Origin of the sequence: Providencia sp. PROV003, from assembly GCF_045040775.1 — a bacterium.
Lineage (GTDB): Bacteria > Pseudomonadota > Gammaproteobacteria > Enterobacterales > Enterobacteriaceae > Providencia > Providencia huashanensis.
Genome location: NZ_CP096369.1, coordinates 553,334 through 574,288 on the forward strand (window position 1 = coordinate 553,334; position 20,955 = coordinate 574,288).

General features: G+C 38.2%; 18 protein-coding genes and 1 pseudogene. 4 read left to right on the forward strand and 15 right to left on the reverse strand.

Features of this window, described 5'->3' with window-relative positions; genetic code table 11:
• Positions 1–34: 34 nt before the first annotated feature.
• The gene (locus M1F14_RS02335; protein WP_042843327.1) at positions 35–496 is read right to left on the reverse strand and encodes a MarR family winged helix-turn-helix transcriptional regulator; all 462 of its coding nucleotides are present in this window, start codon (positions 494–496) and stop codon (positions 35–37) included.
• Positions 497–605: 109 nt separating this feature from the next.
• On the opposite strand from M1F14_RS02335, the gene M1F14_RS02340 reads away from it, so the two are divergent.
• Entirely contained in the window at positions 606–2,447 is a 1,842-nt protein-coding gene (locus M1F14_RS02340) for an FUSC family protein (protein WP_181468941.1), read from the forward strand.
• A 3-nt stretch (positions 2,448–2,450) separates the two neighbouring features.
• On the opposite strand, the gene M1F14_RS02345 is transcribed toward M1F14_RS02340, so the two are convergent.
• Both M1F14_RS02345 and M1F14_RS02350 read right to left on the reverse strand, forming a co-directional pair.
• On the reverse strand, positions 2,451–3,965 hold the full coding sequence (locus M1F14_RS02345; protein ID WP_042843325.1) for an MFS transporter: 1,515 nt from the start codon (positions 3,963–3,965) through the stop codon (positions 2,451–2,453).
• Between the two features lies 1 nt (position 3,966).
• Positions 3,967–5,049 carry an HlyD family secretion protein gene (locus M1F14_RS02350; RefSeq protein WP_181468939.1) on the reverse strand — a complete coding sequence of 361 codons (1,083 nt, stop codon included), beginning with the start codon at positions 5,047–5,049 and terminating at the stop codon, positions 3,967–3,969.
• A 140-nt stretch (positions 5,050–5,189) separates the two neighbouring features.
• On the opposite strand from M1F14_RS02350, the gene M1F14_RS02355 reads away from it, so the two are divergent.
• On the forward strand, positions 5,190–5,828 hold the full coding sequence (locus M1F14_RS02355; protein ID WP_181468938.1) for a TetR/AcrR family transcriptional regulator C-terminal domain-containing protein: 639 nt from the start codon (positions 5,190–5,192) through the stop codon (positions 5,826–5,828).
• 22 nt (positions 5,829–5,850) lie between these two features.
• On the opposite strand, the gene norR is transcribed toward M1F14_RS02355, so the two are convergent.
• Entirely contained in the window at positions 5,851–7,365 is a 1,515-nt protein-coding gene (gene norR / locus M1F14_RS02360) for a nitric oxide reductase transcriptional regulator NorR (RefSeq protein WP_181468937.1), read from the reverse strand.
• Between the two features lie 179 nt (positions 7,366–7,544).
• On the opposite strand from norR, the pseudogene norV reads away from it, so the two are divergent.
• Together norV and ytfE are read left to right on the forward strand one after the other, a co-directional pair.
• Positions 7,545–8,741, forward strand: a pseudogene (gene norV / locus M1F14_RS02365) (anaerobic nitric oxide reductase flavorubredoxin); the annotation flags it as partial.
• 59 nt (positions 8,742–8,800) lie between these two features.
• Positions 8,801–9,463 carry an iron-sulfur cluster repair protein YtfE gene (gene ytfE / locus M1F14_RS02370; RefSeq protein ID WP_042843317.1) on the forward strand — a complete coding sequence of 221 codons (663 nt, stop codon included), beginning with the start codon at positions 8,801–8,803 and terminating at the stop codon, positions 9,461–9,463.
• Positions 9,464–9,510: 47 nt separating this feature from the next.
• Here ytfE and M1F14_RS02375 read toward each other — a convergent pair whose 3' ends face one another.
• The 11 genes from M1F14_RS02375 to M1F14_RS02425 all read right to left on the reverse strand — a co-directional run bounded on the left by M1F14_RS02375 (position 9,511) and on the right by M1F14_RS02425 (position 20,665).
• Positions 9,511–9,855 carry a hypothetical protein gene (locus M1F14_RS02375; protein ID WP_042843316.1) on the reverse strand — a complete coding sequence of 115 codons (345 nt, stop codon included), beginning with the start codon at positions 9,853–9,855 and terminating at the stop codon, positions 9,511–9,513.
• Positions 9,856–10,048: 193 nt separating this feature from the next.
• On the reverse strand, positions 10,049–11,419 hold the full coding sequence (locus M1F14_RS02380) for an adenylosuccinate lyase family protein (RefSeq protein WP_042843315.1): 1,371 nt from the start codon (positions 11,417–11,419) through the stop codon (positions 10,049–10,051).
• A gap of 14 nt (positions 11,420–11,433) precedes the next feature.
• Entirely contained in the window at positions 11,434–12,990 is a 1,557-nt protein-coding gene (locus tag M1F14_RS02385; RefSeq protein WP_042843314.1) for a PTS transporter subunit EIIC, read from the reverse strand.
• A gap of 180 nt (positions 12,991–13,170) precedes the next feature.
• Entirely contained in the window at positions 13,171–13,911 is a 741-nt protein-coding gene (locus M1F14_RS02390; protein ID WP_042843313.1) for a MurR/RpiR family transcriptional regulator, read from the reverse strand.
• Positions 13,912–14,183: 272 nt separating this feature from the next.
• Entirely contained in the window at positions 14,184–16,739 is a 2,556-nt protein-coding gene (locus tag M1F14_RS02395; RefSeq protein WP_166696567.1) for a fimbria/pilus outer membrane usher protein, read from the reverse strand.
• A gap of 58 nt (positions 16,740–16,797) precedes the next feature.
• Positions 16,798–17,547 carry a molecular chaperone gene (locus M1F14_RS02400; RefSeq protein ID WP_166696997.1) on the reverse strand — a complete coding sequence of 250 codons (750 nt, stop codon included), beginning with the start codon at positions 17,545–17,547 and terminating at the stop codon, positions 16,798–16,800.
• Positions 17,540–18,259: a molecular chaperone gene (locus tag M1F14_RS02405; RefSeq protein WP_042848886.1), complete on the reverse strand. Its 720-nt coding sequence runs from the start codon at positions 18,257–18,259 to the stop codon at positions 17,540–17,542. The genes M1F14_RS02400 and M1F14_RS02405 overlap by 8 nt, the downstream gene beginning before the upstream one ends.
• A 19-nt stretch (positions 18,260–18,278) precedes the next feature.
• Positions 18,279–18,824: a fimbrial protein gene (locus M1F14_RS02410; RefSeq protein ID WP_042848885.1), complete on the reverse strand. Its 546-nt coding sequence runs from the start codon at positions 18,822–18,824 to the stop codon at positions 18,279–18,281.
• A gap of 5 nt (positions 18,825–18,829) precedes the next feature.
• On the reverse strand, positions 18,830–19,393 hold the full coding sequence (locus tag M1F14_RS02415) for a hypothetical protein (protein WP_042848884.1): 564 nt from the start codon (positions 19,391–19,393) through the stop codon (positions 18,830–18,832).
• Positions 19,368–20,042, reverse strand: a complete 675-nt coding sequence (locus M1F14_RS02420; protein ID WP_048609192.1) for a molecular chaperone — start codon at positions 20,040–20,042, stop codon at positions 19,368–19,370. The genes M1F14_RS02415 and M1F14_RS02420 overlap by 26 nt, the downstream gene beginning before the upstream one ends.
• 77 nt (positions 20,043–20,119) lie before the next feature.
• Positions 20,120–20,665 carry a fimbrial protein gene (locus tag M1F14_RS02425; protein WP_071548542.1) on the reverse strand — a complete coding sequence of 182 codons (546 nt, stop codon included), beginning with the start codon at positions 20,663–20,665 and terminating at the stop codon, positions 20,120–20,122.
• Between the last annotated feature and the right edge of the window lie 290 nt (positions 20,666–20,955).

The window sequence follows — 20,955 nt, forward strand, 5'->3', positions numbered from 1 at the left end:
CAGTTGCTAAACTCAACTGGCTTTTTATTGAGTCTCACTGCGTTTTCCCTTCGCATATCAAAGGAAAATCATCTGCTGAACTTTCAACCGCACGCTTAGCTAGGCTCTCCAAGGAAGCAAATAATTGCTGCGCTTCCAGTTCAGATAGATCAGCGGCTAAGTAGTCATTCCACTTATCTAACTTATCATTCAATTCACCCACGATAGTGTGACCAAGTGGCGTCAAAGATATATGGTAAGCCCGTTTATCAGTTTGGCTATTGGTTTTCACTATCCAGCCTTTGTCTAAAAACTTACCGATCCCTCGCGTTGTTACCGATTTATCCACCACCATCGCTTTCGAAATTTGTTCTAGTGTAGAGGCATCATATTGATGAACATGTAAAATCATCAAACATTCAATCGCATTGAGCCCATAAGGCTCCCCCATCCATTTCATATAATGGTGAGCCGCTCGACTGATCACCCCAAATACCCGAGCCTGTTCTGTACGCATAAAACCCTCTTTAGTTGATTTTATCAACTAATTAGTCGATAATCACACCGCAATTGGTTGATTTTATCAACTACTAACCCATTTAACACGCCAAATTTATCGATAATCTATGCCACATAATACAAATTTACTGCTTCGCTTAGGGTTTAACCCTATGCGCTTTCGTTTTGCTATCATTACCGCTTGCGCATCGATTGCCGCCCTTTTTATTGCACAATATTTACAACTTGTTCACCCACAATGGGCCGCTATGACCGTCTGGGCCTCAGCACAACCTTGGCGTGAAAACCTACTGGAAAAAAGTTGGTGGCGTTTCGCGGGAACCGTGATAGGCGTATTAGCTGGGGTGGTATTAATTCAACTACATCTCATCAACCCCTTATTGTTTATCGTAGGATTAGCTATGTGGTTAGGCGCATGTAGTGGCATAGGCCAACTACAAAAAGGCTTCGTGGCCTATGGCACCTTTTTGGCAGGTTACTCTGCGGTGATGGTCAGTATGCTCAGTGTTCACAGCACCGATGACTTGTTTATGGTAGCTTGGGATAGATTGTGGACAATCCTTGTCGGAGTGCTTTCAGCGGTGGTATTCAATTTTTTGTTTACCCCAAAACGTGAACAAGAACCTGTGATTACCCTTAAAAACCAAATTGATACGCAGTTTTATCAAGTTATGCACCAAGTGATCGAGAAAAAAAAGCCTATCAAACAACAGGATATTGAACAACTGTGGCAGGCAATGGTGAGCTATGAAGATATTTTAGAAGCTAACCGTATTGGCTGGCGTTATCACCGTAAACAGGTCGCCAAAGCACGGCAAAAACTTATTTCCCAAAGCCAGATATTGCTACACTTAGAACAATTTCAATCCATGCCATCTTTCTATTTCCCATCACAGGAGCCCACGGATACCCAATGGAAACATATTTTATCTTTGTGCCCGAATGGTGCGCTCAAAACACTGCTAATCCCCCTTTACTACGCAATGTTAGGTAAATCAATCAAACGCACGAATCAAAATGACCCGCTAAAACTTCATCAAAATAAGATTTCTGCTTGGCATGCTTTTACGCGTTCCTTTGTTACCATAGGTGCCGTGGGGGTTTTGTGGCTATGGACACAATGGCAAGCTTTAGCCTATCTCACACTCGGTCTTTCCGTAATGTTAGCACTTTTTGCTTCTATCGATTACCCAGCAAAGTTTATGAAATACATCTTTACCGGGCAATTTTTTGGCGCGATTGTCGCATTAATTTGCACTTGGTGTTTATGGCCTTTCGCCTCATCATCATGGCAGATGACATTGTTAATCATCCCAGTAATCATCAGTGGCGTTGTGATTTATTCACACAATAAATTAATTCTGATCGCATTTGACTACATCATGGTTTCGCTGATTTTACTACAACCTAGCTACCCATTTCCCCTCACATTTGCGCAAAATGTGGGTAATGCCATCGCAGTGGTATCCGGCCCGCTCGTCGCGATGGCGGCTTTTGCTTGGATTTTCCCAACCAACCCTAAAAAACGTTACCAGCAATTAATTCATCTCTCAGAACAGCAATTTAAACAAGGGATAAATTTGCTATTAAAAGGCAACAAACCCTCAACAACCCAGATAATGCATCGCTTACTTAGCGGGTTATTACTAGCAAGGAAAAATAAACAACCTTTTACCTCTACAATACATTTTTTTGAAATCAACCATGGTATTTGGCTAAATTTATTTATCCTTAACAAAAAATTTGCCCATTCTCCATCCAAGAAACGTGCATTACTTGTCCTTGAAAAACGAATACAGCAAAATCGCTTAGAACCTAATAAGCTAAACCAACTTATTAATCGGTTACAAAACCAAAATAAGCCGATTAAAGAACTTGAACAATTGAAAGAATACTTAATCAAGAAAAACTCAATGCATTGTTTTCTCTCTCCCCCTGAAGGAGGTTAGAGATTAGCGACTAAAAGGGACAATATGATTCTCTGGGCTAGGTTTTAAAAAACAAATCAGTACAAGTACGATGATAGCAATGACGAAAATAAGACTAAATCCATCAATAAACGAGCCAACATATGATTCTCGATTAATTAACGATACTATAGACATAGTATTATTTTCAGTACTTAGCATTTGTTCACCTGTTTGAATAAACGCAGTTTTATGACCAAAATGCTCATCAAAAGAAATACGTAAATACGTATTCATTAATGCCCCAGCAAGCCCGGGCATTAGTACTCTTGCAATTGAAACATAAGCACCTAAATGCAGCGCAAATTGCGGTTGCATATTCACGACAAATAACGAGATTAACCCGATTAATACTAAACATTCACCAACGGATTGTATGATCATTAACGGAATAAATTCATGTATACGCCATTGGTAATCAATTTGCATACCGAGCAGGCAACTATAACCCATTAATACAACACCAAGCGTCATTAGTAATCGGCCATCAACCCGCTTAGCAAACCAAACGGCAATTGGGCTAAAAATTAAATAAGCGATAAACGCAATATTCGTGACTTCACCAATTTGGAATGGTTTTAACCCCCCCACAGACGATAAAAATGAAGGAATAAATAGGGAATTAGTCAACATTAAGAAACCGTACAAACAAGAAATAATAAAACAAATACACAAATTTCGATTAGCTAACCAATTGGGATGAGCAAAGGTCTGCTCAAAATATAATGCTCGCACGATAAAAATAGTAAACAGTGAAGCACTCCCGATAAGACAAGAAATAATAAAACCGGAATCCCCCCAACCCAACATCTCACCTTGTACAACACCTATATATAATAAAACCAAACTTAGAATTTTAAGGAGCATTCCTCCCCAATCTGTTTTCTCAAAAAGCCCATAATTTATTTCACTTAGCGGTAATCCTTTCCATGCGAATATGCATATCATTGCAGCAAACAATGCGCATCCCCAATACAGCCACTGCCAGCCAATAACCTCAATAAATGACCCAGAAACACCAACCCCCGCATCCATTCCTAAAGAAACCCTTAAGCTGTAAGCGGCCATGACAATCAACCAGACATTAGGTTGTAAATTTCTTAGTGCTAAAGAAATTGTCATTGGCAAATAAACACCTAAGCTCAAACCAATAATAAAATGAATAACTAGTAATTCTGTAAACCCATAATTTCCTCCAATAATAGGAAAAACAACAAAAACACCCAGTAAAATAGCACTTGTTGCCATCAATATCCTTTCAGCGCCTAAAATAACCATAAACCAAGGGGTTAATGTCATACTGGTTAATTGAGCTGCATTTAAAGCAATGTTTAACCAACTTCCCTCCTGAACACCAAGCGCAAAAACACCCCGTAAATCACCTAATGAAAGGGAAAACATACGAGTAAATAATGTCGATAAAATAGCGCCAAGAAAAACAGAAACTACAGCTAATAAAGGTTTTGTTTCCTTTGCACCGTGAAATAAGCTTAAGAACATCTTATTTACCTTTTCTAGCCATACTTTGTGTATCAATATCCACAACTACTGACATACCTGGACGCAACCTATCTAAATGATTTTGTTCAGATAAAAAACTAATATAAACCGGTATACGTTGAACAACCTTAGTAAAATTCCCACTACTGTTATCCGCGGGAATTAATGCGGATTCCCCACTGCTTTGCGCTCCAATATCGCGCACAACACCTTTAAAAGTGGAATCTGGAAAAGCATCAACCATGATAGATACCGCTTGCCCCGCATAGACATTTTTCAGTTGTGTCTCTTTTAAGTTTGCAATGATATAAGGCTGCTTATTAGGTGTGACAGTAACAATCTCTGTGCCGGGTGTAACAAGGCTACCAATATTCAATTTAACTTTATTTAATTGCCCATCAAATGGAGCGGTAATAGTGGCATAAGAAGTTTGAGTCTCCGCTTGTTTTAAATTCGCAAAGGTAATATCCCGTTCTGCGACCCGTATTGATTCTTGCTGGCTTAATATATGTAACGATTGTTTGGCTTGTTCCCATTCCGCTTTCGCTGCTTGTTCTAATTTCATTAAGCGTTGTAGATCTGAATTGGCATCCAAATAATTTTGTTGGGTAATTGCGCCACTTTTAATTAATGCTTTACGTAGCAATGGGCTCCGCTTCATTTGCTGAACTTCAATACTCGCAGCTTGGTAACGGCTAAATAACATTTGAACAGTCAGGTCTTGCTCTTTAATTTCATCCGCTAGATTGCTGAGATTTCGTTGAGCCTTTTGGTAATTAGCTTGCGCTATTTGCTGCTTGAAATGCTCTTCTTGATTATTAATTTCTGCGATAACGTCACCACGCTTAACCAATTGATAATCATCAACTAAAATACGAGAAACATACCCTGTCATACGCGACTTTAAGATAGCTGAATCTGCTTTAATATAAGCATTATTTGATTCTTGGTAACGTTTAGTTCCCTGCCATTGGTCCCAATTCAAGGTTGCAAAAAAGATCAAAAAACCAATGCATAGCACACTAAGCCACGGTGTTAAGGAAATGATTCTTTTTGATAATGTTTTAGATTCATTTGTCGTCATTTTATTAACCTCAATGCGGCCTAACAGTATGTTAAGCATTGCCGACTGGATGAATAATATTGATAATCTAACATTGTTAGGTTTATAAAATATGTTAAACTAACATTGTTAGATAATAAAGAACAAAATGAGAATTATTTATGAGAACGCCAAAAATCACACGTTTACAGGTACTTGAAACAGCCTTAACACTGCTTGAAACTGAGGGGATTGAAGGGTTAACCATGCGAAAACTTGCCGATGCCATAGGTATTAAGGCAGCTTCGTTATATTGGCATTTCAGTAATAAACAAGCCTTGCTTGAAGGAATGGCTGATCACATTGTCGCGACAGTGGCGATTAATTTTCAATATAAACAAGATTGGAAAGCGAATCTGATTACGCTCACATCTCAACTAAGAGATGCATTATTACAACATCGAGACGGCGCCCGTGTTTTTGCTGGAACCTATGTTATTTCCGATAACGTATTACGCATTAATAACGCGTTGATTAAAACATTTGTGCAATCAGGGGTTTCTGCCAATCAAGCCGCTAGCAGCACCATGACTGTTTTCTATTTTATTTTAGGTTGCTGTATTGAACAGCAAGCCGCTATTTTTTCTGCTGATAGCGATTTAATTAATAAAGAGTCTGAGTTTAATCAGTTGTCGCAAGACAAATTCCCCTACACATGGGAAGCAAAAGACATGCTATTTTCTAACAACTACGACCAGCGATTTATTGATGGGCTAAATCTTATTATCAATGGGTTAGAGAAAATAAGCACCAAAGGCTAACAAACTCTCAGTATTCTAGAGCTTATTTAAGGCCTAGTCGTTTTGCTAATCGGTGTAAGTTGGCAATATCTAAAGAGAGCTCCCTTGCACAAGCAGACCAGTTTTGATGGTTTTGCTCTAATACCTGTGTGATCAGTTTGCGCTGAAAATCATCTGTCGCATCGCGTAAATTTTTTATCGTTGGAATTGCTAATGGAGCCGTAGTTGTTAATTCATTGTCATGGTAATCAAATGTGAAATGTTGTGGCTGTAAAATAATATCGCCAGTCTCACTTGATGCACGAGTCAAAACTATCGCACGATGTATCGCATGCTCTAGTTCACGGACATTGCCCGGCCATGAATAGTTAAGTAAATACTGCTGCAATGGCGCACTCAATACCACACTAGACAACCCAAATCGCAGCCGATACTGTTCACAAAAATAGCCTGCTAATAACATAATATCTTCGCCGCGCTCTTTTAGAGGCGGCACAAATAATGGGAATACACTTAAACGATGAAATAAATCTGCACGGAACCTTCCTGCCAAAACTTCTTCACGTAAATCTCTGTTCGTTGCAGCTAATACACGCACATTTACCCGTAAACTACTGTCATCCCCCACTCTTTGTATATCACCATATTGTAAAACTCGCAGTAATTTAGCTTGCAATGATGGTGACAATTCACCAATTTCATCTAAGAATAAAGTGCCATTATCGGCCATTTCAAATTTGCCCCTGCGGTGGGTAATTGCCCCCGTAAAAGCCCCCTTTACATGCCCAAATAATTCACTTTCTGCAACACTTTCTGGTAATGCCGCACAATTTAAATAAATTAATGGATGGTCAGCACGAAAGGATTTTTCATGGATGGATTTTACAACGAGTTCTTTGCCTGTTCCGGTTTCTCCCCCCACCAAAACATTTAATTCAGAGGTCGCAACAATCTCAATTTCTTTCTTCAACTGTTGCATACGGATTGATAAACCAATAATTTCAGTCTGACCTGTCGGTTTAAATAAAGCGGGCTGGCTGGAGAGTATATTTTGCTTTTCAAGCTGTTCAATCAGCAATGCATTATTTAATGCTCCTGCGGTTAGTGCGCTAACCAATCTTAACGCTTCATCACTAAATGCATCGAATTGGTCTGGCTCCATACCATCTAACGTCAACGCACCAATTAAATTTTGCCCTGCATACAAAGGTAAGCCGACACAAGCATGAACTTTAAGGTGTTGATGATGCGGTATTAGTCCATCGTAGGGGTCTGGAAGTTGGCTGTCGGCAGGAAAACGTACGACATCTCCGGCCCTTGCAATGGCTTCAAGGCGTGGGTGAGCGTCTAATAAAAACCGCCGCCCTAAAACATCAGGCATTAACCCATCAATAGCCAACGGAATAAATTGACCCGATTCATAACGCAACAAAGCACAGGCGTCACATTTTAGTGATTGCCTTAACGTGGTGATCAGGCGCTGAAAGCGGTCTGAATGCTCGATGCCACTTTGTAACTCTATTGCGATTTTTGCCAAGGCCTCTACGGAAAACCCCATCATGCATCCTTATAGTCAATTTGACTAAGATTATAGTCATAATGACAACTCTAAGTATAGTCATTATGACCTATATTTAATTCTCAAAATACAAAAAACGCATAAAATCAATAAATTATATTATTGGCATGAATATTGATTATGTATCTCTATATACCGAAAATATAGGGAAAATTAAGATGGCTATTCATGTAAAAAATAATATTCAATGGGTTGGGCAACGTGATTGGGAAGTACGAGACTTTCATGGAACTGAATACAAAACACTGAAGGGAAGCAGCTATAATAGCTATTTGATTTGTGAAGGAAAAAATGTACTCATTGATACCGTCGACCATAAATTTAGCCGTGAATTTGTTCGTAATCTCCGTGCACAAATAGATTTAAACACGATTGATTATATTGTGATTAACCATGCAGAGGAAGACCATGCGGGTGCATTGACTGAACTGATGAGCTATATCCCTCGCACTCCTATCTACTGTACCGCCAATGCCATAGACTCAATCAATGGTCACCATCATCACCCAGAGTGGAATTTCCAAATTGTTAAAACCGGTGACACCCTCGATATTGGCAATAATAAGCAATTAATTTTTATTGAAACGCCAATGCTGCATTGGCCAGATAGCATGATGACTTATCTTACTGAAGATGCAGTACTTTTTAGTAACGATGCTTTCGGACAGCATTATTGTGATGAACGCTTGTTTAATGATGAAGTTGACCAAAATGAACTTTTTGAACAATGTCAGCGTTATTACGCCAATATCCTGACGCCATTTAGCCGTCTTGTCACACCAAAAGTGAACGAAATTTTAGGCTTTAACCTACCCGTCGATATGATTGCAACCTCTCATGGTGTTGTATGGCGCGATAACCCAACACAAATTATTGAATTATATTTAAAATGGGCTGCGGACTACCAAGAAGATCGCATTACTATTTTCTACGATACGATGTCTAATAATACGCGTTTAATGGCAGATGCAATTGCCCAAGGCATCAATGAAGCAGATCCGAACGTTGCAGTTAAAATATTCAATGTCGCTCGCAGTGATAAAAATGACATTATTACTCATGTATTTAGGTCTAAAGGTACACTAGTCGGTACCTCAACGATGAATAATGTCATGATGCCTAAAATTGCAGGAATGCTAGAGGAACTTACGGGTTTACGTTTCTTAAATAAAAAGGCCGCGGCTTTTGGTAGTTTTGGGTGGAATGGCGGCGCTGTTGACCGCGTGCAAACTCGTTTAATGGATGCTGGCTTTAATACCGCCTTGTCTTTAAAAGCCAAATGGAAACCAGATACAAAAACGTTAGATGACTGCCGTGCATATGGACGAGATATTGCTCGTCAATGGGCGCTGTCAGCTTAAAACCGACTCACAATAACAACCTCAAGGCTGTATTATTTTTAAAGGACCCCAACATGCAATTAAGAGATAAAACACTCGGACAATTGGCGTTATCTATTCCAAGAGCCTCATCATTTTTTCGCCAATATAATATGGATTTTTGTTGTGGTGGAAAGCAAACACTAAGCCGTTCCGCGGAAAAGTTAAATTTAGATATTGAGCTGTTAGAAAACCAATTAGCTGAATTATCTACAGAGACATTAGAAAAAGATTGGCGAGAAGCACCACTTAGTGAAATTATTGATTTCATTGTTGTTCGTTATCATAACAGGCATAGAGAACAGTTACCCGAGCTCATATTACAAGCGCAAAAAGTAGAACGAGTTCATGCCAACAAACCCACGGTACCCAATGGGTTATCCAAATACTTAGAAGCTCTACTTGAAGAGCTTGCAAGTCATATGATGAAAGAAGAACGTATTTTATTTCCAATGATCAAAAATGGATTAGGGCAAAATGCAGCTGGCCCCATTAGTGTTATGGAGCAAGAACATGATGACGCTGGCGATTTATTAGAAGCGATAAAAAGCATTACTCATAATGTAACGCCACCACCAGAAGCCTGTACGACTTGGCGCGTTTTATATAATGGTATTAATGAACTAATCGATGATTTAATGAACCATATTAATTTAGAAAATAATTTATTATTCCCTAGAGCATTAGCTGGAAATTAAAATTATCGTCATAGCATATCGCTACTCAGCAGTGAGTAGCGATGGTTTTACGACGGCCAAAGCCCCTCAGATTCAATCGCTAACGAAACGATATCATAGGTATTTTTATTCCATTTATTTTCTGTACAAGTGAAAACGAGTTCAGTTGGAGGAACAAAGCCCGTTTTGGCATCAACCCCTTTTGAACCAAAAACAAAGGCGAGCAAAGCCGTAAATGGTGCTGAGTTTACGGCCAAATCAGTGAGATCTAATTTGATTTTTTTTATTTCCTCGTCATTATCAAAATAGCCCGTAGCATAAATATAAATAGTACTTTGTTTTTCTGAGGCGTGGTTAATACTCGGTAATAAGAAATCAATTTTTTTCGCAGTAAATCGATATTGTTTTAACATAGATAATATCCATCTTGATGAGATAATAATTACCACCAATTTAAAAAGTATATCTATATATAATGAATAAGTTTCTTATATTCAAACATATCAATTAACACAAACTATAAAATTATATAACAGCACTGTTATATAATTAAAAAGAGTTACCTAATAAAATAGGTAACTCTTTATTTAGAAATGACTAATGATTTTATTTATAGTGTTGCTTGATTTGTTGCGAAATAGCCAATCCACGCCTTGCTTCTTTTTCCGCGATTTCCACCGATAAACCAATATAGGATCTTGGGTCCAACATGGCTTTGATTTCGTCATCACTGAACGCTGCGGTGATCACACTATTTTTAGTCAGGTTGGTATAAAAATCTTCACCATCAGCTGCCGTCTTAATCGCTTCTTCGTATAACAGTGCGTGAGCTTTATCTTTACCTAATTTTTCTGCCATCTTCATCATGACGTACTCAGTATTATCTAATCCTTTATTTCTAAGTACGTTATGTAGCATTCTGTCCTCATGAGGAACGATGGTTCTAGACAGCTCTTCCGTCCTTAAGAGAATTTCTGTCGTCAATTCTAAAGCTTCTTCTATTAGCCCATCGAATAACATATAGGAACTACTGTCCCCTTCATATGGTCTTACTGCAGAATACATTCCTACACTTGGTAAGGAATAAAGTTTCTGCGAATTAGCAATAATTCCCTTGGCTAATTTTGGGTTAATTTTATGGGGCATCGTACTACTGCCAACGGTACCCTTAGTAAACCCTTCAGAAACTTCCGCTATTTCTTCTAAGGTTGTGCTATAAACTTCTTCGCCGATTTTATGACAAATGTTAGCCATCAGTGCCAAATTCGCCATATATTCTAATTTATGGGTACTGAGGTTTCTTGATGGCACTTCCATCGCTTCCATTCCAGTTAATTCAGCGACTCTTTTTTGCACTGCCATACCAACTTCTGGCATCGAGTTAAATGCACCAACCGCCCCTCCCATCATAATGGTGAATACGCGTTTTTCACATTCTTGCATGCGCTGATAACAATCAATGAAATCACTGATCCAAACTGAAACCTTATAGCCATAGGTAATCGGAATAGCATGACGCCCATGAGTTCTTCCTGGCATGACCATATGTTTGGTTCTTTCGGCTAAATTCGATAAGTTCTCAATAATTTCGCTCAGCAACAACATAAATTTGTTGTGTACTGTTTTCATCATATACAGCTGTGAACTTTGCTGAATATTCTGCGTAGTAATACCGTAGTGAATGTATTTACCACTTTCTTCTGAGCAGGCGTTCACGAGTACCTTCAAAAAAGGTACAAAGCCATGGCCAATTTTTTGGTAAATACGGTTCATTTCTTCAAAATCAATATTCTCTATAACCGCTTTTTCTTTTATTTCATCTGCCGCAGACTGGGGAATAAAACCCAACTCTGCTTGCGCTTGAGCTAACATTGATTCAAACATTAACCAAGTTTTATATTTCGCTTCATTAGATAGCAGATCTTTTATACCACGGTCATCAATTGTTTTACTTTTAGAATCGTATAATGCTCTCATTTTGTGTCCCTTCTCTATTTCTTCATTGCTTCATCAACAGCATTGCGAACAAACTCAACCTTCGGTCCATAAACAACGTGGACATGGTTTGCCGATGGAAAGAAGAATGCGGTACATCCTGATTCCAACATTAAATCTTTATTGATTTTATTGACTTCTGCGACATCGATACGCATACGGGTAATACAGTTATCTACGTTACGAATATTTTGTTTACCGCCTAAAGCTTCAACCAGAATTTCCGCAATTTCCCCATAACGCTTTTCTTTAATTAATGTATTTTTCAAGTTACTCGATTCTTCACGTCCTGGCGTTTTAATATCAAATTTGATAATCGCCCAGTAGAAGATGAAATAAGTGACAACCGCTAAACAGCTCCCGATGATGACTAAGAATATCCAGTTAGTGTGCTCGTACAGCAATCCAAAGATAGTAAAATCGAATACTGTTCCTCGAATATAACCAATAGCGACTCCAGCCAAAGACAGTAATACCGCGCCGATACCTACAATGATGGCGTAAATTAAATACAGTAAAGGTGCAATAAATACGAAAGTAAATTCGAGTGGTTCAGTCACGTTTCCGAGCATCGCAGTTAATACCATCGTAACTAACATGGATTTCACTTCTGCACGGTTTTCTTTTTTCGATGTTTTATAAATCGCTAATGCGATCGCTGGGAACAAGAACAAGGTCACTAACATTTGCTGCTGTGCCATAAAGCGAGTCAAGCTTGGCATCATAGCCCAATATTCACTGTCAGGGCCTTGTTTAAATAAGACTTCTGTTAATGCAGGAACAACACCGACAAAGGTTTGTCCATCAATAACATACGTACCACCCGCTTCTGTAAATCTAAATAATACGTTCCAAACGTGGTGTAAACCAAAAGGAATAAATAAACGCTCACCACCCGCAGTAAAGAACGGACCTACTGGGCTTAAAAAGACGGCTGATAGTTTCATTAATCCCATAACTAACACTTCCCAGATGAAAGGAAGTGTCGCACCAACTATGATCATCAAGCCAATCATAATGATGGAAACAGATTTCTTACCTGAGAAAAATGCAAATGCGGTTGGTAGTTCAAGGTTATAGTATTTTTCGGTTGCCCATGATGCAATTAACCCTGTAATGATCCCCCCCGCAGCACTGATATTTAAGGTTTGTATGCCAAGTACTTTTATCTGCCCCACTTGACTCATGATTGCTGCATCAGCAAGTTTACCTGTTAGAACTAACCAGATATTCATGGTAATCAACAAGGTCAAGTAACCGACTACGGAGGCAAAAACCGCAATCCCCTTATCTCTTTGGTTCATACCATAAGCAACCCCCATGGCGAACAAAAGAGGAATATTATCGAAAATTACCCCTGCAATAGAACGAATACTGATGAGTAATGCGTTAACAGTTTCATTTCCAAGGAATGGAAAACGCGCGATCATATAGGTTTGAACTAACGCGCCACTGATGCCCAATATCATACCAATAGGTGCTAAAACACCGATCGGAAGGAGTAATGTTCTCCCAAAGCGTTGAACAGATTCACCAAACTTTCTTCTGGCCATACTTTTTCCTTATGACTTCTATTATTAGAATTAAAGGCATACTAGCTCGGGGGTTTTATAAAAGAAATGATGTCTCGGTTTTAAAGATTATCTTAGGTCATAATTTATGACCTAGGTCATTTTGAAACGACACTTTTTAAAAGCGTGTTAAGTGAAAATTAAAACTAAGTGGAGCAGTAACTAAAGTAAGCTTTCTAGTTCATTAATCAGTAAATCGACGAGAATAAAAAAACCAATTCTCGATTTTGTGTCATCGCGCTTAGTGTCATAACTATCAGCAAAGCAGAAAAGCGAGTTATCAGTATAGGTGGTTAACTCATTCGTATTAAATGCAGTCATACTAATGATATTCGCCCCTTTTAACTGAACAATTTTAGCCGTTTCAATAATTTTTTTAGTCCCACCAGATAAAGAAATAAATATCACGGTATCATCTTTGCTGACTAACCGAGTGAAGGAATCAGAAAGATTGTAGTCATTGATAAAAAAGCAGTGTAAACCGAGTGCAAAAAGTAAATGCTCAAGGTAGTAGCCAACCGCTTTGCTTGTCCCTCTTGCAACAATAAAAATATTTCTAGAGCCATGCAGAATCTTAGCGCAATCCTTAATTTGTTCTTCATTTATTAAGGTAAAGCTCTTATTAATATTCTTTTCTAACTGTTTTTTATACGATGATATATTTACTTTTTCTATTTTATTTTGCTCTAAAATAGAGTTGTTAATTTGAAACTTAAGCTCTTTGAACCCACTAAACCCTAATTTTTGGGATAAATTAATAATTACCGTTTTTGATACAAAGGTTTTAGCAACTAATTCATTGATATTTAAATAAGGGATATCCGCTATATTATCTGTAAGATATTTTAATACTTTCTTTTCGCTAATGGTTAAATTATCGTAATTTTTCAAAAAATCTAGCATACCCCCTCCTATCAATGTGATGAGTTAACCCATCATATTATTGACCTAAAAATAACTTTAGTCAGTCACATTAAATCAATGTAGGTGCTCAATCCGCCGATTATACGATAGATCATAGTGCGATGGGGGAGTTAAAGAGAGTTTTTTGTGAGTTAGCCCGACAATTTAATGAAAGCAAAAAAATTACCTATCTTTTGCTTAGTATCGATGAATGAACATAAGCAAAAAATAGGTAAAAAATAAATAATAATGTGTCTTTTTAGCCCGTCTGACTACTGGCATTCCGCCGTTAAAGTTCTTACTGGCGAATCTGCAGTAACTGCAATCGTGTCTAATGCAGAATAGTTAATGGTACACTGACCCGATTGACCACCCCATTTAACGTTAATACGACCAGTGTTTGGTAACCCACTCATGTAAAGTTGGCCATTTGAACCCACAATTCCGGTATTGATATCGTTTTCATCGTCTTCTGATACTAACGTCGCGATCGCCCCAAAAGGTGGGATTTTCCCCGTAGCTTTCAGATTAATAATCGCTTGATAACCAATTTTGGTTTTAAACTTACGCTTAATAACCGCCCCTTCCGTTGGATATACCATCATCGAGGTGTCTTTAAAGGTCGTATCATCCGGTAATGTGTTCACATTAACCGCAATTTGGTTAGCCGTGTTACTGGATAACTGAGGAATAATGGCATTCCCAAAGCGGTCAAATTGCGCGCCAGAGGATAATGACGCCCCTTTTGCCCCCTCTGCGGTGATAATCGCAATCGTATCCCCCACGTTTGGCGATAATGTGATCCCATCTGAATGCGCAACTATACCGCCACTTAGGGTACCGTTCATTGAGCGGCTCATATCTGAATAGCTGTAACCGGCTGATAATGTTGCGTTGTTCGCGGAGTAAGTCCCATTCAGGCTTCCCCCGTAGTTGTTATTGTAACTGTCATAGTTCTGGTAGATACCATAACTAAAGCGACTCTTCATCGCGCTACCAGTTAACCCTGCTTGATGACGAGTTTCACCGTGCTGATCTACACTGACCCCATAACGCGCGCTCATGGTTTGTGCCATTTCACTGTTCGTCAATAAGCTGAGCGGCACAGACACATCAAAGGAAACCACGCGGTTCTCAGGCCAAGTATTGTTATAGCTCTTCACGCGGTCAACCATATAACTGAGACTATAAGAAACCCCTTTATAGTTATTGTTATAAGACACCCCAACCGAGGTATTTGAGTTTTGGCCGCCCCAATAAGTATTTTTTGACGCTCTTAAAGAAAGGGAACCATAAGAGTCAAAAGATTGGTTAATTGAGGTTTGGAAACTATAACGTTGACGCGCTCCCGTCCAAGGCGCTAAGTCATCTTTAATCGCATAACCGGCATTATTGTAATCTGAGAACGAATAGAAGTTCTCAGAGGTATAACGTAATGCCGTTAAGTCAAATGAGGTCCCCGTTGACAACAAACTTTTTGAGTAACGGATACGATAGGATTGCCCTTTGAGGCTTTTCCCTGAAAACCGAGCATCCGAGTGGGTAATATCGGTAGATAACGCCCCTAATACACCCAACGATAAGCCGACCCCACCCACAAAGGAGTTATACCCATTAGAAACTAACACCCCACCATAAGTGGTAATGTTATGTGGTAGCCCGATGCTGAAGGAACCAAGCGTAAAGTTTTTCCGCTCAGAGTCCACGGCAATTCCGCCATTGTAGCGACCCGCGGAAATTTCATAATTATAAGCGCCTTGGCGCTCCATCATTGGCAGCGAGGAATAAGCCTGAGTGAAAACGGTTTGTTTGCCATTTTCTTCTTCAACCGTGACTTCCATATCCCCGGCTAAGCCGCTGGCAGGGATGTCACGAATAATAAAACGCCCTGGTGCCACAAAAGTTTGGTAGACCACACTGCCGTTCTGGCGCACAGTGACAGTCGCATTGGTGTTCGCCACCCCTTCCACTATAGGTGCAAACCCTTGCATGCTGCTAGGGTCAAGCTGAGGGTTTGATTTTAGCGTGGCGCCTTTCATAGGAATGGCGTCAAAAATATTCCCACCGGTCGAGATTTCCCCGGCTTTTAGCGTTGATTTAATCGCATTAATGGTGCGATAGATATAAGTATTGGAAAAGTTGGAGTCACTTGTGCTGGAAGACCCACTGCTTTTACTGTAGTTATATAAATAGCTCGTTCTTAGGCGCCATGGCCCCATGTTAATCCCTGCATTGATATTACTAAACAGAGAATCACTGGTACCTGCTTTTTGGTGATATTTGCCCAGTTGGCGGTTATTACTGTAGTTAAAGACATAGTCCATCACTAACGCGGTAACACCATCATCGCGTAATTCAGGCGGTACATAGCCAGCAAAGTTTGGCACCATGGCAATTTGAGGTACGGATAAATTCACCGTCAGCGTTTGTACATCAAAGGTGATGGCAGCATCGGCAATGTAACTGGATAAGTTTTCAATCTTCGTGTCTTCACTCAAATCTCTTAACTTGGGCAGAGATGCCGTATTAACACCCAGTTTTTTCAGTTCGCCGACTGTAAAGACGGGGGCAACATGACCATCTTGCTGTTTTTCAAATGCGAGATTAAATTCCCCTGACGGGATCATGTTAACATTAACGACCACGTCATAGACGCCGGGCGTTAATGTATTGTTATCCGCAAAGTCATTTAAATCGAGTTGAGAAACGTCTATCCCACTGCCGTGCATTAATAGGCCGGGGTCAAAATACGATTCGGCATGCATAAAAGAGGGGGCCATTGCATAGCAACAAATAAAGACCTCTAATGCAATTAATTTTATTTTCATCCCTTTCACTGCATCACCTTTCGTTATTTATTCTTGTTATTTATGTTTCAATCGATGTTTATTCTATGGATTGAGGAGGTAACTCCATTAAATTTTCATCGGTAAATCGCCATTCGATTTTTCCAGCCTTCGAATTAGGTAATGTAATGTCTTTGGTTGAAAAAGGCGTTAATGTTATTTCCCTATCTTCATTTTTAATACTATTTCCAGCCACTTTTAAATAATCAAATGATAGATAGAACGGGGTTGGATTTTCAATCTGTAATAAATTACCTTTGCGAGTTATCTTAACTTTTTTCGCTAATTCAGCTGTCTTAAGTTCTTCAATCGCTTTAGGGCGATAGATTAATTTAAAATAGAAATTCGGGATAATATTCAATTGGACGCTATTTTCTTTTTTATTTTTCCCTTCATCAGGAATAGCTCTAATCCCAATCCAATACAAACTTTCTCTATCTTTTGGTATATCAGTATTATTAATTTGATTACTAATTCGACGGATATTCCATGAGGTTTGAGTATTAGGGTCCATTTTCTTTAGCGGAGGTAAGATAATAAATGGAACTTGCTCATTTTTATTTTCACTTTTAGGAAGTAAGGTCGCTTCATCAATATTAGCAACCCAAGCTTCCATTAAATAGCTATTGGGGTTTGCATTAGTCATATCAACACTAATACCGCCTGAGTTGCTTTCATTATAAACATAACGCTTTAGTACAAAGTCAAATCCTGTTGAGTTATCCGCCGATGCAATTAGTGGATAAAGTAGAATAATAAACCAAAAGGACCATACGCTATTTTTAATCATGTTGAGTACCCTTTAAGATGAGTGGTTTTGCTTTTGTTTCTCCACCATAATCATTGATTATGCTCCACTCTAACTTTGATATTTTTCTATTTGTATTTAATTCAACTGTTGAGAATGGGGCTACCATTGGTGCTCTATCACTATCATAATCGATGTTATCCATCTTTATATTTACTAAGGTATAGTAATAAGGAGATGGGTTTTTAATTACAATTTTCTTTCCTACCTGAGTTGCTGTTAGTTTATTAATGTAATCATTAACATGACCATTAATTCCATTTGGACGGTAGAACATCTTTATTACAATTTTTGTTGATAAGTTGAATCTTGTGTTCACCTTATCACTATCATCATTATTCCTTTGTTGTGTCTCAGGAATAAAATTAGACATGAGATAAAATAAGGACTCTCTATCATTAGGTAAATCGCCTAATGATTTTGGTATGATTTTCAATGCGTTATTTGAATTTTCTTTTAGTGTTACAATTGGAGGTATGACTGTGAAATTTTCACTAGCCTCACCCTCCTTTTCTAAGGTTGAAAAAATTAAGCTTTGTACCAGATATTTTTTTCCACCACTATTATGTGCTGTAATACTTTGACTTTTATCATTCTGAGTAAAGATAACCCTTGAATGGTCGAGTGAAACCGCAGCAAATGAAGCTTGTGATACAAAAACTATGCCTAATAAGGCTTGTATTATCTTTTTCATTTAAACTTCCGCTATATTATTAATCGGCATAATAGCCAATAGTTAATGTTGCAGAGAAATCACCATCGCTAGGGTTACAATTGCTTTCAGCGCAACGTAATTTGGCTGTCACCATTTTTGTTTCACTGACACTTTGAATATTATCCCAAATTATTGAGGCTGCATCTGGCTTTAATAATGAGCTCTGATTAACATCAATAACCCGATTTCCTTCTAATAACTGAACACCAATGACACCATTTGGGTCATCATTGAAGAAGTTTTTGCTGCCATTTAATGTATTACCTGATGCTAAATAAACCGCCGCCGTTTTTTGATCCGTCGTAGTACAATTTCTTAAACCAATCGAGAAATTCTTTGCCACTGTATCCTTTTTAATTTCACTGACGGTTGTGACACCAGATGCATTACCAAATATAATTTCATTTGGGACATCAATTTCACAGGTTTTAGCTAAAAATAAAACAGAAAATTGGTATTCTACCTTGTAATCATCTGCCGCCATCACGGGGTAATGCATGAGGAGCATTAAAAAAGTCAGTAACCCCTGTTTTATTTTTTTCATGGCTCTTAATCCTGATAATATTCAAAAGTAACCGCAGCATTAGCATCGCCTGGCTTAACGTTATTCTCTCGTTTGACAAGGCTAACTTGGTAATTCACAACAATTGAATCGCTGGTTGTGGAAGGAAATGTGGAAATCCCTTCATCTTTCACCGCCTGACAATTTTGGTTGTTATTGTCGCAGGATTCAAGTAAAAAACCCGTTTTAGTTGTATCTGCTAATCCAAAAAAAATACCATTATTAAATGTTGTTGATGCGGCCGATTTAGATTTTATTTTAATTTTCTTTTCAGTACCTGCCGGGAAATTCTGACAAGTAATGGTATAAGAAAAACTTTCAGTTTTTATCGGTTGATTAATTGGGCTTTCGTCAACATCAGATGCTGTTAGCATTCCACTTTTATTAAAATCAATATATTTATCTAACTCACTGTTATCATCAAACTCACAAGTTCCTTTTATGATTTTGGTTTTGAACTGTATTTGCCCATTCTGAGCAATAATTGAGCCTGAGAATACAATGACACTTAGCGCTAATATCCCTTTACTCAACAGTCCCATGATATTCATTGTATCCTCCAAGGTCGTTGATAACAGCCCACTTAACAGCGCCCACTTTTGATTGAGAAACAAAGTTCATTTCAGCAAATGGGGCAATAACATTATTTTGTTTATTAAGCTTAATCGCTTTGTTATTAACAGATAAACCAGCCAAATTGATATAGTAAGGCGAGTTATTGACTACCTTAACGCCATTGGAGGTACTTTTAGTTTTGATGCCTTTAAATGCTTCTTCTTGCTGCATCGGCAGATTAGCCGGTCGATAGAAAATTTTAATAACACTTTCTAACCCGACTTTTACCCCATCCGCTTTATCGGATTCAGGGACATTTCTTGAGTGAAAGTAATACATACTTTCACGATCTTTTGGAAACTTGTGTGTGAGCGCTTTTATTTTAATAATATTACGTTGTTTTGGCGCTAATTTAAAAATAGAAGGTGTAATGACAAAGTAACCTTCAGAAGGTGTTTTGCTGTCTAATTTTTGTGTAATAAAACTGGCGACTAAATACGATTTACTGTCTTCATTTCGTGCAGTAATTGCAGCAGAGTTTGTTGCTTCATCAATAACAATACGCGTTTGACTTAAACCGACACCCGCTTGAGAAGAAAACGAAAAAGCAAATAAGATAAAAAGTAAGGATTTTAATTTTAGCATTCTTTTTTTCTCTTATAATTTGCAGGCAGCAATAAATCACTGCCTGCTTTACTAGCTAAATTAACGCACGACGGTGATTAGTCGTATGCTACGCTGAATGTTACTGGCACATTTAAGTTTTGTGCGACAGCATCAGAAGCCGTTGCGTACAGACCAGCAACAACTGGGATGACGTAGTCATTTTTACCCGTTACTTTCAGGTCAGTAATTTCAGTTGCGATGTTAGGTTTAACTTCAGTTTTTGCTTTACCAGCAGCTAATTTAACACCGATTTGTGATGCTTGAGCGTCAGCAAACATATCTGAGTGACCAGTTAATGCTTCACCAGTTGCTAAGATAGAAACAGTCGTTGCATCAGCAGTTTGGTTTGTAGAATCGTCATAAACTTTAGTACAGTTATTTAAAACTAAGTTAAAGTTTGCTTCAGATAATGCTTTAGTAGTGTCTAGGTTTTCAGTTGAGTGTGTACCTAAGCTAACTAAATCTTTAGAAGCGCTGATATCACAAGTTGCAGCAACTAAACGTGCATTAAAGTTAACAGTTGCATCTTGTGCAGCAAAAGCTTGAGAAGAAAGAGTAGCAACCGCGAATGCACCAACTAAAGCAAGTTTATTCAATTTCATAATAATCATTCCTAAGTATGTGAGAACGTCTTAATTTAAAGATTAAATTAATGGGTATATAAATTTTAGAATTACAGATTAAGTTTTTATTTTATTAATGTAGATTTAATATGATTTATCTCATTATTAAACTCAAACAAATAAATATATTTATTCGGCCATTTAATAAAAATTAAACTAGCTTATAAGTAAAAACTTAACTTTAAAATATCTTCATGTCTATTTAATTAACTCTTGTCTACCAGAGTTCGTGGATAATATTAATTCTACTCATATAGGTTGTCAAACTG